Source organism: Pseudoalteromonas sp. SR44-2, assembly GCF_014163745.1.
GTDB classification, from domain to species: Bacteria; Pseudomonadota; Gammaproteobacteria; order Enterobacterales; family Alteromonadaceae; genus Pseudoalteromonas; species Pseudoalteromonas distincta.
Genome location: NZ_JACJDW010000016.1, coordinates 25,638 through 39,341 on the forward strand (window position 1 = coordinate 25,638; position 13,704 = coordinate 39,341).

Genomic DNA, 13,704 nt, shown 5'->3' on the forward strand with positions numbered 1-13,704 from the left:
CCTAAAATCGCCATTGAGCGTTTAGCATTATTTGCTGCTGCGAGATTCGTTCATTAAATCCAATTGGCTCTCTATTTTTTGCAACACTTTTAAGTGCAGAACCTTCAACCCCTATTTGTAGTTTATTAGTGAGCTGGTAGCGCCATGTTGCGGTTAAACCTTCTCCATTGCTTGCATTAGGATCAAACGCAGTAGTGTCGTTATCTGTCACTTTAAAGTAATCGTAGCGTACAGAAACTCGATGCTTGCCTTCTTTATGGCTTAACATTAAATAATGGCTGTAAAAGGCATTATCTATTAAAGCATTAGCGCCCATTTCGGTTTTACCATTAAGTACCTGTGCTATAAAGCGGGTTTTATTATTAAACTTATAAAGCCAAGCGGCGCTTGTAAAGCGAGTATCCCAAGCATACTGCCCTGTACTAATATTAAGTGTGGTTGGGTCACCGTTATTGTTGTAATAATAAATTCGAAATTGTGATTTTTTTAAGTAATCCCAGTGTACGCCAGCGTAATAGCCAAAACGTCCGTCTACTTCTTCAAACGGTAAAACCTGATTAGCTTGCCAGCGTAATTCGTATGCATTTAATGCCGCTACAGGCGCAAATTTAACACTTTCGTTAAATGTAGTTTGCCTATCGTGTAATGCAAAACCACGCCAAGCAAGTAAAGTACCGGCAGGGTCATTGCCTTTAAATGTAGCACCTACAAAACTAAAGCTATGAGCGCTGTTAAAACGTTTTGCTGGGCGCTTAATAGTTACCTCTGCGCCAACAGTGCGTACTTCCTCGCCTATCCAGCTATTAATAGCTGAGTTTGTATAGTTATAAGGAGAAGTCCATCCTATATCAGGGTTTTCAAGCGACATAAGTGGATAAAAGCCCCCTACACGCACATGCCATTTATAGTTGCTGTTAGATAGCGGCTGATACTTTATATAAGCTTGCGTAAAACCAAGGCCAACGTCAGGATCTTGATTCGCATTTAACACCCCATGAGCCGACCAACTAGATGCTAAATCAACATTAAAATCTAAAATACCTTGGGATAAAATAAGTTCGTCGCTTTTAGTATCGTGCCGATATAGCCCAAGGCCGCCCTCTTGGAAGCTACGTATATCGTCCCCCTGCACGGCTCTAATTTGTATCAAGCCTTTTACTTGTGCATACAATGCATTACTAAAACATAAAGCACCGGCTAAAAATGCCAGCCTCATTAAGCGATTAATAGTCATCAAATTCATCCGTAGCAAAGTCAATTTGCTCCGCAATTTCCTGCTTTACTTTATAAGTGATCGGGTTAGTAGCCACAGTAATAGTTTGAGATTCAACCTTACTAATATCACTAAACCCAGAATGCCAAACACTTAACGTGTATTCGCCTACATTGGCATTTAAATCAACATGACCATTTTCATCAGTGATTGAAAAAATAGTACTATCGACCACCACAATATAACCTAACATCCAATCATGAATATTACAGCCAAGCTCAACAACCCCTGTTTGATCAAAAGTAATGGGCGCTTTTGGGTGCTCCTTATATAGCTTTAATTCAAATGTTTTAGCTTTAGAAAATGAATAAACATGATGCATGATTGAGTCCGCATTCGGAAACTCTACCTTTGCATTTTGTGGGACAACTAAAATACGCGGCTTAAATTCTCGATTTTGCTGGGTCATCGCATAAGGTGCTTCTGGAGGAATAACGCCAAAGGAATCTCCTGCAGTTAGCCACACAACAGCATTAGGTAATGGGCCATTATTAGCATTTTTAATTGTTATATTTGCTGCAAAAACTCCAGTACTAACACTTAGTAAAAATACACAAAGTAAGCTTTTTATCATTTTCTTGTCGCTATTATCAATTTGTTTACATTATAGACCGATTAAACCACTAAATTCTTTCTATTTTTTAAAACATTGAATACGTATGTAGGCAGTCGTATTAATCATCAACAGTCATTATCCTTAAATGTCACCACCGACTCATCTAAGGACACACCATGAGAACCCCTGCACTTGTGCTTTTAGCCTTTGCTAGTAATAGCTACGGACAAACTGTAGAGCTAAAATCGCCAGACACACAAATAACAGTAAGCATCTCAGACGAAAACAACACGCCAAGCTACGCCATAAAATTTAAAAACAAAGCGGTTATAAACAAATCTTTACTGGGGTTTGAATTTAAAACACAAGCAGCTTTTAGCGATGGCTTTAAAATTAAAAGCATTGAACAACAAAGCGTTAACTCGCAGTGGCAACAACCTTGGGGCGAACGCCAAAACGTTGTTGACGAATATAACGAAGTAGCCGTTACCTTTACAAAAAACGAGCCAAATAAAGGTACCTACACTATTCGATTTAAAGCATTTGATAGTGGTGTAGGTTTTAGATACGAAGTGCCACAACAAACCGGCTTCGAACATACAGAAATAACTAAAGAGTTAACTGAATTTGCAATAAACAATAGCCATGATGCAACAGCATGGTGGATACCTGCTCGTGGCTGGAACCGCTACGAATATGTTTATAACACCACCGCGCTTAACGAAGCTCCACTAGCCCACACACCATTTACGTTTAAAACAAGTGACGGTACTCATATTAGTATTCATGAAGCCGCTCTTGTTGATTACGCGGGTATGGTGCTTAATCAGCGCCGTCCAGGCACATTTACAGCCGACTTAACCCCTTGGTCAGATGGTATTGCCGTTAAAAAGCAAGGCGCTTTTAAAACACCATGGCGCACCATTCAAATAGCCGACAGCGCTGTTGGCTTAGTTAATTCAGATATAATACTAAACCTAAACGAGCCTAATAAACTCGGTGACGTGTCGTGGGTTAAACCTGGCAAATACGTCGGTATTTGGTGGGGTATGCATATAAACACGCAAACTTGGGGTAGCGGTAAAAAACACGGCGCCACTACGCAAACCACAAAATACTATATGGATTTTGCAGCGCAGTATGGTTTTGATGGCGTACTCGTTGAAGGCTGGAATATTGGCTGGGATGGCGATTGGTACTTTAATGGCGATGTATTTAACTTTACCAAACCGTACGATGATTTTGATATAGCAGCACTGACTCAATACGGCAAAGAAAAAGGCGTACAGCTCATTGGCCATCACGAAACATCAGGCAATGTAAGCAACTACCGAGACCAAATGGAAGATGCCTTTACACTTTACGAAAAATCAAACGTCAGCCAAGTAAAAACAGGTTATGTAGCCGATGGCGGAAATATAAAACGTATAGACAAAAACGGTATTGCGCGCCATGAATGGCATGACGGCCAATTTATGGTTAACGAATACCTTTATAACGTAAAGCTTGCAGCTAAACATAAAATTAGCATTAATACTCACGAGCCAATTAAAGATACAGGCCTGCGCCGTACTTACCCAAACTGGATCGCGCGCGAAGGCGCACGCGGACAAGAGTATAATGCATGGGGTTCACCACCTAACCCACCAGAGCATGTACCAATGCTTGCTTTTACCCGCATGCTTGCAGGACCAATGGACTTTACGCCAGGTATTTTTGATATGAGCTTTAATAGTTTAGGAGGCGATACAAACCGCCCACAAACCACACTTGCCAAACAACTCGCACTTTATGTTGTTTTGTATAGCCCAATTCAAATGGCTGCCGACTTACCTAAAAACTATTTGGCTAAGCCCGACGCATTTCAATTTATTCAAGACGTACCAACAGATTGGCAGCAAAGTATTGCTATTGATGGTGAAGTAGGCGACTTTATTGTATTCGCTCGTAAAGAACGTAAAAGCACTAAATACTCAGGAAATGATTGGTACTTAGGTGCTGTTACTGACGAAAAAGCCAGATCTGTTGAGGTAAAACTCGACTTTTTAGAGCAAGGCAAAAAATTTGAAGCACAAATTTATAAAGATGGTAAAAGCGCAGAGTGGAAAAACAATCCGTACGATCTAGCTATCGAAAAACGTGTTGTAACTGCAAGCGATAAACTAACGCTTAAATTAGCCACTAGTGGCGGTACAGCTATTCGTTTTAAAGCACTTTAATACAATAAAACCCCTGTATTTATTGTGCAGGGGTTAATACCTTGATTGGCAAATATACTTGTGCACTTAAACCGCCTTCTGGGCGGTTTTCTAGTTTTACTTTACCGTCGTGCATATCAACAATGCGTTTAATAATGGCAAGGCCTAAGCCACTACCTTCACTGCCACGCGCTGCATCGCCTTGTTTAAAGGGCTCAAACACAGACTCTAGTTCGTTTTCAGGAATGCCGGGGCCACTGTCGTTTACAGCAATAACCACGTATTTTTTGTTTGAATTAAAATAGCTAAGTACTTCAATATCGCCCTCAGAATAACGCAGCGCATTACCAATCATATTGGTAATTACACGTTTAATAGCCACAGAGCTTAAGGGTATATTGCCTATATTTGGATTACTTTTAAACGTAATAGTACGTTGATGCTGAAGCTCAGAATTTACAACCTCGGCAACTAAAGCATTTATATCTTCGCAGCTTAGCTCATCTGTTTTATGGTGGCGTAAATACTCAATAAACTGATCGATAATCCCGTTCATATCTTCTATATCGTAAATAATACCTTCACGAAGATAGTCGTCTTCATCAACCATCATTTCGGTGGCTAAACGGATACGCGTAAGCGGCGTACGTAAATCATGCGATACACCAGCCATTAGTAAACGGCGGTCGTTTTCAAGTGCGGCAATTCCGCGCGACATTTGATTAAACGCACGCGTTACTTCTATTACTTCTGTTGAGCCTTCTTCTTCTAATTTGGTAGAAAAATCGCCTTTACCTACTTTCACTGCAGCTTGTTGCAGTGCTTTTAATGGCCTATTAAGGTGCCTTGCAAACAACCACCCACCCAGCACACTTAAAAAGCCAATACTTGATAAGTAAAAAGTTAAAAACTCTAAGTTATTCTCTTTAAAGCCTTTAAGCGGTACTTTTACCCAATAACCTGGCGCTTGCGGTGCTTCAACCCAATAAATCAATGGATCAGTTTGGCTAATACGTACACGAGAATAACCACCAAGTTGCTCAGTCATGCTACGCGATAGCATAGAATATTCGCGGCTTTGCCCAAGTCCTTGACGCATTGCTTCGCGCTGCGTCATCACTTCAATGCCGGTAATTTCAAAAAACTTCGCAGATACTTCGTCGTTTATTTCAACGCCATCTTCCCAGTCTATAAATACCGTTTTAATTTGCTTAGCAAGCATCAAGTTAACTTGCTCAATGGTTGGTTTTACAACATAAAAACTAACCGTAACATAAGACACTATTTGATTTATTAGCAGCAAAGCCGCCACTAAAAAAACAGTTTGCCCAAAAGCACTGCGCGGAAACATGCCCATAAATATTACTTTTCACCGTCGGGAACAAACACATACCCCAAACCCCAAACGGTTTGAATATATCGAGGATTAGCAGCATCTACTTCAATCATGCGGCGAAGTCGCGATACTTGCACATCAATACTTCGCTCAAGCGCACTGTAATCACGTCCACGCGCCAAGTTCATTAGCTTATCGCGGCTAAGTGGCTCACGCGGATGCGAAACAAGCGCTTTAAGCACTGCAAACTCACCACTGGTAAGCGATATTGTTTTATCCCCTTCACTCATTTCGCGCGTTGCTAAATTAAGCGTAAATTTACCAAAAGCGATTAAGTTTTCTTCAGCAGCTGGAGCACCTGGCACTTCTTTTGCGCGGCGGCGTAAAATTGCTTTTATGCGAGCAAGTAGCTCACGTGGATTAAATGGTTTTGGAATGTAATCGTCAGCGCCAAGTTCAAGGCCAATAATACGGTCGACTTCGTCGCCCTTTGCAGTAAGCATAACAATAGGAATTTCATTTTCTTTTTGGCGTAGTCGGCGGCAAATAGATAAACCATCCTCGCCTGGAAGCATTAAATCGAGAACCATTAAGTGAAAGTTTTCACGCTCTAGGAGTCTATCCATTTGCTCCGAGTTTCCTGCGGTTCTAACAATAAAGCCTTGCTCTACTAAGTAACGTTCAAGCAAACTGCGTAAGCGCATATCGTCATCAACAACTAATACTTTTGTGGTCTCGTGTCCCATAATCTCTTTCTTATTTTTATATCCAATTACTAGTTAATATAAATGAAAAACTTAATAATCAAAAACTAATTACTTGCTTAGATTGTTACTGAACATTTCAAAGCTTCCTTACTCGTACTTTATTAAATTTTACGCTCGACAAATTTTGGCAAATTTAATAACGTGCACACCATTAGAGTTAATAAAGAATTGGCCATGAAAACAAATTTAGTTACCCGCGAAGGTTACTTGCAATTACAACAAGAACACGATCAACTATGGAACGTAAAACGCCCAGAAGTAACAAAAATAGTTAGCTGGGCAGCCAGCCTCGGAGATCGCTCTGAGAACGCAGACAACTTTTTATAACCCCATAAAACATACTATGAATACAAAGTTCACATTAAAAACAACAACTTATAAATAGTACAAGTACTATTTTAATGTACTCTTCAACTTAGTAAAGATGGAACATTAAACTCAATTGTTGCACCTGATATCCAGGAGTCCAAAACCTCCTCATTTGTTAAATGAAACCAGTTAAAGCAATCTTCATTAAATTCCCTACAAAAAAAAGCCTCCATTTCTGATACTCTAATATTTTCAGGCAATCTACGAGTGTAAACAGCAGAGTAATTCTTTCTTTTTATTAAGTCTAAATACTCTTCTATTCTCTTTGTTAAAAGTTTATCAGATATGTAACTGGGGATATTTCTGTTATATAAATATGCACTTAAATTTCTTGCTTCTTTGTATACAACATAGCTAATAATCGGTAATGAATAATTTTTGGCAAGGTACTGTAAAAGATTCCCAAAACGGAGTGATTTTTGCACTGTAACTTTAAAGTCACAACAAGCGTCTTCTATAATCAACAGGATGTTGTATATCCTATTTTTTTCCAATAATTCTTGAATCTCCTCTACATCATTCTTACTAACTTTGCGAGCGCAAATATCATCATATAACCTCTTAGTTAATTCGCTAACTGAGCTATATTCCTCAGAGTAGCGTAAGTACAATCCAAAGGAGTTGATGAATGAAGTCGAATAAGTTGGCAATTCAGATAAAATATTATCTTTGCGAATAAATAGATGCAAACAAGCGCCTAGAAAAGATCTTATAGATTCACGACCTTGAGCTTGAGCCTCCCTAAAGTCATGCTCAGTGATGCGGACTAAAAAACCTTTGGAAATTAAGCTTTTCATCATTCTTTTTTCTGCTTCTTCGCAACCGAGAGTTTCTGAATGAGCATCGTAATGATGCTTAATCGGCGCCTTATTGCCATCATTAAACCGTGTAAGTAGAAGAAATAAATATAGTTTTTCGATATATGTTAAACAAGAAATTGCACTTTCAGACTTTAGCCTCTGCTCAATATACTCACCTAACTTTTCTATTGTTAATTTTCCATCTTTTAAATAGCACTCAACAAGGCAACTTTTACACACATATCGCTCAGACTCAAACTGCTCAATGCACTCTTTACGAGTAGAAAATAGTTTTTTTTTATTGCAGCTATCGCAGTTAAATGCTGAATGAACATTGGTACAGCTACTTTTACTTTTTATTATTGACAAAGGCTTATCTAGTTTGCTTTTAAATTCTTTAAATACATTTTGAGCATTATTTGCAAATTTAATATTCTCACCTTTCTCTAATTCCCAAAATTGATTTATTAGTTCAACTTCAGCTTCACTAACCGCTTGTTCATAACAAATATAAGCGTAATTTTTCATTTTTTTCCAGACAAAGAAAGCCTAAAGAATTGGCTTCAATTAGTTTATTAGTAATTTATTACTATTCTAAATGTAAAACACCTAAATTCAAACAAAGTTAACAATATACATTTTTACTTTCATTTTTATAAACTAAGACTGAACTATTACATCTATAACTTGCTTTTATGCTATGGCTGGGTGCAACAGTATTCCCTATTACAGCAAATTAAGTAGAGAATGATATGGGTATCATGATGTGTCTGGATTTAAACGAAAATGTTTAATTAGTCATTAGAAATTCGATAAACAAAATAACGTAAGTGCATAGCTAAATGAATTTAAAAAATTCCTGAGGAAAATTTGAAACTTATGCTCAAACGCGTTGGCTACAGTATAATATTCTGAGTATCAATGTATGAGTAAACGCTATTAAAGCAGTATTTATTTGAACCTGTTATATGTAGTAGCTCAGAGACATCAACTTGAGAAAGTTAATTCGTTGTTCCTCCGCTTACAGATAGTTATATAATTTAACTACCTTGCATACAAATACTTCTGAAAACCAATAAACGTATCGCGTATCGCTGTCGGTGATCCAAACTCAATGGCGGCGTCGTTAATGGTGTTGTATTTAAGCTCTACTAAACTGCGCATTTTTTTAGGTGCGAGTTCTTGCACGCCATCTTCAATGTATTTACTTAATATAAAGTTTATAAACTCTTGTTGTTTATAATCGCTAAAAGCAGAGTTTATTTTAGGTTTTGCTTGTTGAGCTCGTTCAGTGCGTGTTTGTGCCTCTGAGGCATACGCTACGTAGGATAAAACATCGTATACATCGCTGTCTTGTGCATCAATTACGGCTTTCATACTATCGAGTTTTTCGCTATCGTAGCCCGCTTCGGTTAAATCTTCTAATAGCTTTTCGCGAGTGGTTGGATCACTCCAGATTTCGCGTAGTTGGTCTTCATTTTCAAAAAAGCGTGGTAAGTCGTCAAACATACGTTCAACAAACTCTTTAGCTGTAATGGGCCTCCCTTCAGCGCTCCAGTACATTGCTGAGGAAATATGCTTAATTTGCCGTGTACGGCCGTCTGAGAGCTTTATTTCGAGCTTTTCGCATACACATGGTCTTTCACCGCATTTTTCACAGCCTTCAGGCTCTGGCTTTTCACAAACACATGGCTTTTGTTCACACACTTTACACGGTTTCTTCTCACCGGCTCCATCGCCGCCAGTGTCTTCACATTGGCACGGCGTTGTGCCGCACTCAGGGCATACTTCGCTGGGTATTGGCTCACCATCCCAAGCAGGATCAGCAAAGTTATGGTGCGCTTTTACAAAGTCGTAAATGGTAAAATAGTCTTTGCCATCGTATGTGCGGGTTCCTCGGCCTATAATCTGTTTAAACTCAATCATATTGTTACAAAGGCGCATGAGCACAATGTTACGTACGTTACGCGCATCAACGCCGGTAGAGAGTTTGCGTGATGTGGTTAAAATTGTCGGAATGGTTTTTTCGTTATCACAAAAGGTTTTTAAGTCGTTTTCACCCGCTACGCCATCGTTAGCGGTAACACGAACACAATAGTTAGTGTTGGTAGTCCAGCCCTTTTTAACTGCATACTGATTAATAAAATCGCGCACCATACCGGCATGAACTTGTGTTGCACAAAACACGATGGTTTTTTCTTTAGGATTAAAGCGATCCATCCAATAGTGTACACGGCGCTCTTCGCGCTGAGGTATGGTAATAATGCGGTTAAAGTCACCTTCTTTATACAGTTTACCGGGCTCAGGATCGCCTTTTACAACAACACCATCCCCCTCTATATACTTGTACTCATCCATAGTGCCAACGATTGGTAACACTTTAAATGGCGTTAAAAAGCCATCGTTAATGCCTTCTTTTAGAGTATAGCTGTAAACAGGCTCGCCAAAGTAACCATAGGTGTCGGCATTATCGGTGCGTTTGGGTGTTGCGGTTAAACCCAGTTGCACAGCAGGGGCAAAGTAATTAAGAATATCACGCCAAGCACTTTCATCATTTGCGCCACCACGGTGACATTCATCAATAATAATTAAATCAAAAAAGTCAGCTGGGTATTGCTCGTAATACGGATTTTCTGCCTTTTTTATTGGCGTATTATCATCTTCTTCTGTTGTAGTTTCTTTTAATTCGGTTTTAGGCCCACACATAAGAGTATGAAAAATTGTAAAAAACACACTAGCGTTTTTAGGAACGCCGCCTCTTTTACGAATATCGTCAGGGGTAATGCGCACAATGGCGTCTTCACCAAATGAGCCAAAATCATTAAACGCTTGATTGGCTAAAATATTACGGTCGGCCAAAAATAAAATACGGGGGCGTTTTTTAGCAAGGCTAATATCTTTTTGCGCGGTTAAACTCCAGCGGGTTTGAAATAACTTCCAAGCTGTTTGAAAACCAATACACGTTTTACCTGTACCGGTAGCCAATGTAAGCAGTATGCGATTTTTACCTTGGGCAATGGCTTCAAGAGCATTATGAATGGCATTCTCTTGATAATAACGGGGTGCCCAATCGCCTTTGGCCTCAAAGGGAATAGTAGAGAACGCATCACGCCAAGCTGTCGTATAATCCGCTTCTGGCGTATCGCCTTTTTGCTCAAAGGTTAAATCCCATAGCGCTTGCGGAGACAGGTATTCATCTACCAGCGTCTCAATGCCTGTAAGCATATCAATCTGGTAAATATCATGGCCGTTAGTGGCATAAGCAATACGGCATTGCAGGCGTTGTGCATAGTCTTTCGCTTGGCGCACACCTTCGCTATAAGTAAGGCTTTCTTTTTTTGCTTCTACTGCGGCAAGCTTACGGCCTCTATATACCAACACATAATCGCACGGCACTTTGTTAGCGCGTTTGCCACCCGCCATAATTTGGCCTGGGCAAATAAGCTCGCGGCGAATAAAGCTGTTATCAACCTCACCCCAACCCGCAGCAACTAACTTAGGATCAATTAAATCCGCTCTAGTGTCGGCTTCGTTACGCGTCCTTGCTTGTGACATTAGGCCATTGCTCCTTTGTTTGTATCAACCTCAAGCGTTTTCGTTAACTCACCTGAAAAGGCTTTTTGTAGGATAGATTTTTTGAGTTCGTCTAAATCCAATAGTTTTTTTCTGTATATTCTCTGAATATCATTTGTTTTCTCTTCAAGAGAATAAAGGCTACTCAGCAGATTTTGCTGATCTTCAAGGTTTTCAGGATAACTTACCTCAAATTCTTCTATCTGGGTTTTAGTTATAGCTTGACGAGTTGAGCCTGCTTCACCAATACCTAGAAGTTGGTCTTTATAATATTTTGAAGTTAACACAAAATTTAAAAAAGCCGGGCTAATAACCGTTCTATCGGCACGTATAATAGATACATGCTGATTAACACGCGCAGGCAAATATTCTTCTGGAGCTAAACAACACCTTGCGACGGAAGCTCCAGTAATGTTTAGCAAAACATCATTATTTTCTACAACAACATTACTAAGCTTGTCTGCTTGTTGGTCATCAATAAACGCAAGGTCTTTATTTTTAAAGCGTCGGTCATGGACATTCATACTACGAATCAAAGAAATACCTTCGCTTTTATAAGAAGCCCTCCCTCCGCGTGGTGTAGATCCACTACCTATTTTTGACGTTATCTCTTTTAATTTTGATGCTCTCCACCCTTCACCACGCTCGCTAAATACTTGCTGCAAGTAGCTTTCAAACAGCTCACGGGCATTTTTGAGGTTTTGCTCGGTCTTGGCGCGGGCTTGTTCTATATCGGCAAAGGCTTGCTCGAGAATAGCCACGATGTGTTTTTGTTCGGTAATCTCAGGGTGCGGTATTTCTACTCTCTCTAAAGCAGTTTTAGATAGCTCTTTAAAAGTAGTTCCACTTCCTAAATCATTTAATAATGAGACACTCTTCAATAAAAAATAATACAAAAACTTAGTGTCTAAAGTATTTTTAGGTACCAAACCCCGACAACCTTGGTTCGTTGCCATAGGAACTGTATTAATAGCTAGGTAGCCAATAGGTGCTCGGGTTGAGAGAATTACCGAGTTTTCAGGAATTAGCTTAGCTGAAGATTTATCTAGCCCTAGTTGAGTGATGTTTCTACCTGTTTCAGAGACATAAATACCAGTGATTTTCCCCATATCTTTCGGCGTAATCCACTTAACATCACCAAACCAATAGTCGGAAATACCGCTTTTAGGTGTGCCACCACTTATAATATTAGTGACTTCACTCATTTTAGATATGGACCACCCCATCACAACAACTCCTGAATCTTACCCAGAATCGCTTCACTCTCTTTATCCAGCGCGATGATTTCTTCAATAATGGCTTGCGGCTCACGCAGTGGCACTTCTTCCGCTTGATTCGGGTTTTTAGCCGATAAATCCCATGTTGCATCATCAAGTTCAGTTGTAGCCAATGACCAAGATTTAGCACTGTCTTCAAAGCCTTTTTGTAACTCGATAAACTCTTTTAAGTCGGTGTCGTTTAGCGGATTGGTTTTACCCAAGCTGCGGCCAGGGTCTAGCTGGTAGAACCATGTTTTTTGTGTTGGTTCGCCTTTAGTGAAAAACAACACCACGGTTTTAACCCCAGCGCCTAAGAAGGTTTTTGCTGGGCAATCGAGTACGGTGTGTAAGTTGCAGTTTTCTAATAGCTCTTTACGCAAGGCAATGGCGGCGTTATCGGTATTCGATAAAAAGGTGTTTTTAATCACAATGGCAGCGCGGCCACCAGGCTTGAGCATTTTGATAAAGTGCTGCAAAAACAAGAAGGCGGTTTCACCGGTTTTGATTGGGAAGTTTTGCTGAACTTCTTTGCGCTCTTTACCACCAAACGGCGGGTTAGCTAATACAATATCGTGCTGGTTGCTTGGGGTAATGTCTTGTAGATTTTCGCCTAGGGTATTGGTATGAATAACGTTAGGTGCTTCGATGCCATGTAGAATCATGTTCATAATGGCGATAACGTAAGCCAAAGACTTTTTCTCTTTGGCGTAAAAGGTGCTTTGTTGCAGGGTTTTTAAATCGCTGGTTGAAAGCTGCTTTTTGCTGACACCACCTTGGCGAAGGTAATCGTAGGCTTCACATAAGAAGCCTGCCGAACCTGCTGCACCGTCGTATATGGTTTCGCCAATTTGTGGCTGTAATATATCGATCATCGCACGAATTAATGGGCGTGGTGTGTAGTATTCTCCCCCGTTGCGGCCAGCGTTGCCCATGTTTTTAATTTTTACTTCGTACAGGTGTGAAAGCTCATGCTTTTCTTCTTGTGAGCGAAAGCGTAATTCGTCTACTTTTTCGAGCGCATCACGCAGTGAGTAGCCACTTTGAATTTTATTTTTGATCTCGCTAAAGATTTCACCAATTTTATATTCAATGGTGTCAGGGCCTTTGGCACGTAGTTTAAAGCCTTTAAGATAGGGGAAAAGCTCGCCATCAACAAAATCCATTAAGTCGCTGCCGGTTAAGGCGTTATCGTGATCAAACTCATCATTAGCGGTTTTAGGCGCAGCCCACGAACTCCAGCGGTACTTCTCTTCAATAATGTATTGGTATTCTTCTGCCATCAATTCGGCTTCTTGAGACTTTGTAAACTCTAAGTCATCAAGGTATTTTAAAAATAGCATCCACGACGATTGCTCGGTGTAGTCTAGCTCACTAGAGCAGCCTGCGTCTTTATGGAAAATGTCGTCGATATTTTTAAATGTTTGTTCAAACATGTAAATTAAGTCCTTGTTAGCCAGTGAGTTTGAGATGATTTTTTTGCTTAAAGCAACTCACTCGCTTATTTATATTCCTGAGGTAATAGTGATTAATATACCCTAATTAATTAAAAAATTAATAATATATTAGTACCAAG

At 39.8% G+C, this 13,704-nt stretch carries 9 protein-coding genes and 1 pseudogene; 2 read left to right on the top strand and 8 right to left on the bottom strand.

Going from position 1 to position 13,704, the window contains the following annotated elements:
• Window position 1: 1 nt before the first annotated feature.
• Together H5115_RS11325 and H5115_RS11330 are read right to left on the bottom strand one after the other, a co-directional pair.
• The gene (locus H5115_RS11325) at window positions 2-1,234 is read right to left on the bottom strand and encodes a hypothetical protein (RefSeq protein ID WP_182755343.1); all 1,233 of its coding nucleotides are present in this window, start codon (window positions 1,232-1,234) and stop codon (window positions 2-4) included.
• Window positions 1,224-1,847 (bottom strand): methylamine utilization protein, encoded by a 624-nt coding sequence (locus H5115_RS11330; RefSeq protein WP_182755345.1) that lies wholly within the window; start codon window positions 1,845-1,847, stop codon window positions 1,224-1,226. Before H5115_RS11330 ends, H5115_RS11325 begins: the two co-directional genes overlap by 11 nt.
• A 158-nt stretch (window positions 1,848-2,005) precedes the next feature.
• Here H5115_RS11330 and H5115_RS11335 point away from each other — a divergent pair, with 158 nt between their 5' ends.
• Window positions 2,006-4,048 (top strand): glycoside hydrolase family 97 protein, encoded by a 2,043-nt coding sequence (locus H5115_RS11335; RefSeq protein WP_182755347.1) that lies wholly within the window; start codon window positions 2,006-2,008, stop codon window positions 4,046-4,048.
• A gap of 19 nt (window positions 4,049-4,067) precedes the next feature.
• Here the strand turns inward: H5115_RS11335 and envZ are convergent, their stop codons facing one another.
• Both envZ and ompR read right to left on the bottom strand, forming a co-directional pair.
• Window positions 4,068-5,384 (bottom strand): two-component system sensor histidine kinase EnvZ, encoded by a 1,317-nt coding sequence (envZ, locus tag H5115_RS11340; RefSeq protein WP_182755354.1) that lies wholly within the window; start codon window positions 5,382-5,384, stop codon window positions 4,068-4,070.
• 5 nt (window positions 5,385-5,389) lie between these two features.
• Complete coding sequence (gene ompR, locus H5115_RS11345; protein ID WP_002959552.1) at window positions 5,390-6,109, bottom strand: two-component system response regulator OmpR; 720 nt, start codon at window positions 6,107-6,109, stop codon at window positions 5,390-5,392.
• A 195-nt stretch (window positions 6,110-6,304) separates the two neighbouring features.
• Between ompR and H5115_RS11350 the strand changes: the two are divergent.
• A pseudogene (locus tag H5115_RS11350) lies at window positions 6,305-6,445 on the top strand (transcription elongation factor GreB); the annotation flags it as partial.
• A gap of 95 nt (window positions 6,446-6,540) precedes the next feature.
• Here the strand turns inward: H5115_RS11350 and H5115_RS11355 are convergent.
• From H5115_RS11355 to H5115_RS11370, 4 genes are all read right to left on the bottom strand, one after another.
• Complete coding sequence (locus tag H5115_RS11355; protein ID WP_039490525.1) at window positions 6,541-7,827, bottom strand: hypothetical protein; 1,287 nt, start codon at window positions 7,825-7,827, stop codon at window positions 6,541-6,543.
• 516 nt (window positions 7,828-8,343) lie between these two features.
• Entirely contained in the window at window positions 8,344-10,854 is a 2,511-nt protein-coding gene (gene hsdR, locus H5115_RS11360) for an EcoAI/FtnUII family type I restriction enzme subunit R (protein ID WP_182755356.1), read from the bottom strand.
• Complete coding sequence (locus H5115_RS11365; RefSeq protein WP_259396386.1) at window positions 10,854-12,098, bottom strand: restriction endonuclease subunit S; 1,245 nt, start codon at window positions 12,096-12,098, stop codon at window positions 10,854-10,856. The genes hsdR and H5115_RS11365 overlap by 1 nt, the downstream gene beginning before the upstream one ends.
• On the bottom strand, window positions 12,098-13,564 hold the full coding sequence (locus H5115_RS11370) for an N-6 DNA methylase (RefSeq protein ID WP_182755360.1): 1,467 nt from the start codon (window positions 13,562-13,564) through the stop codon (window positions 12,098-12,100). The genes H5115_RS11365 and H5115_RS11370 overlap by 1 nt, the downstream gene beginning before the upstream one ends.
• Window positions 13,565-13,704: the final 140 nt, after the last annotated feature.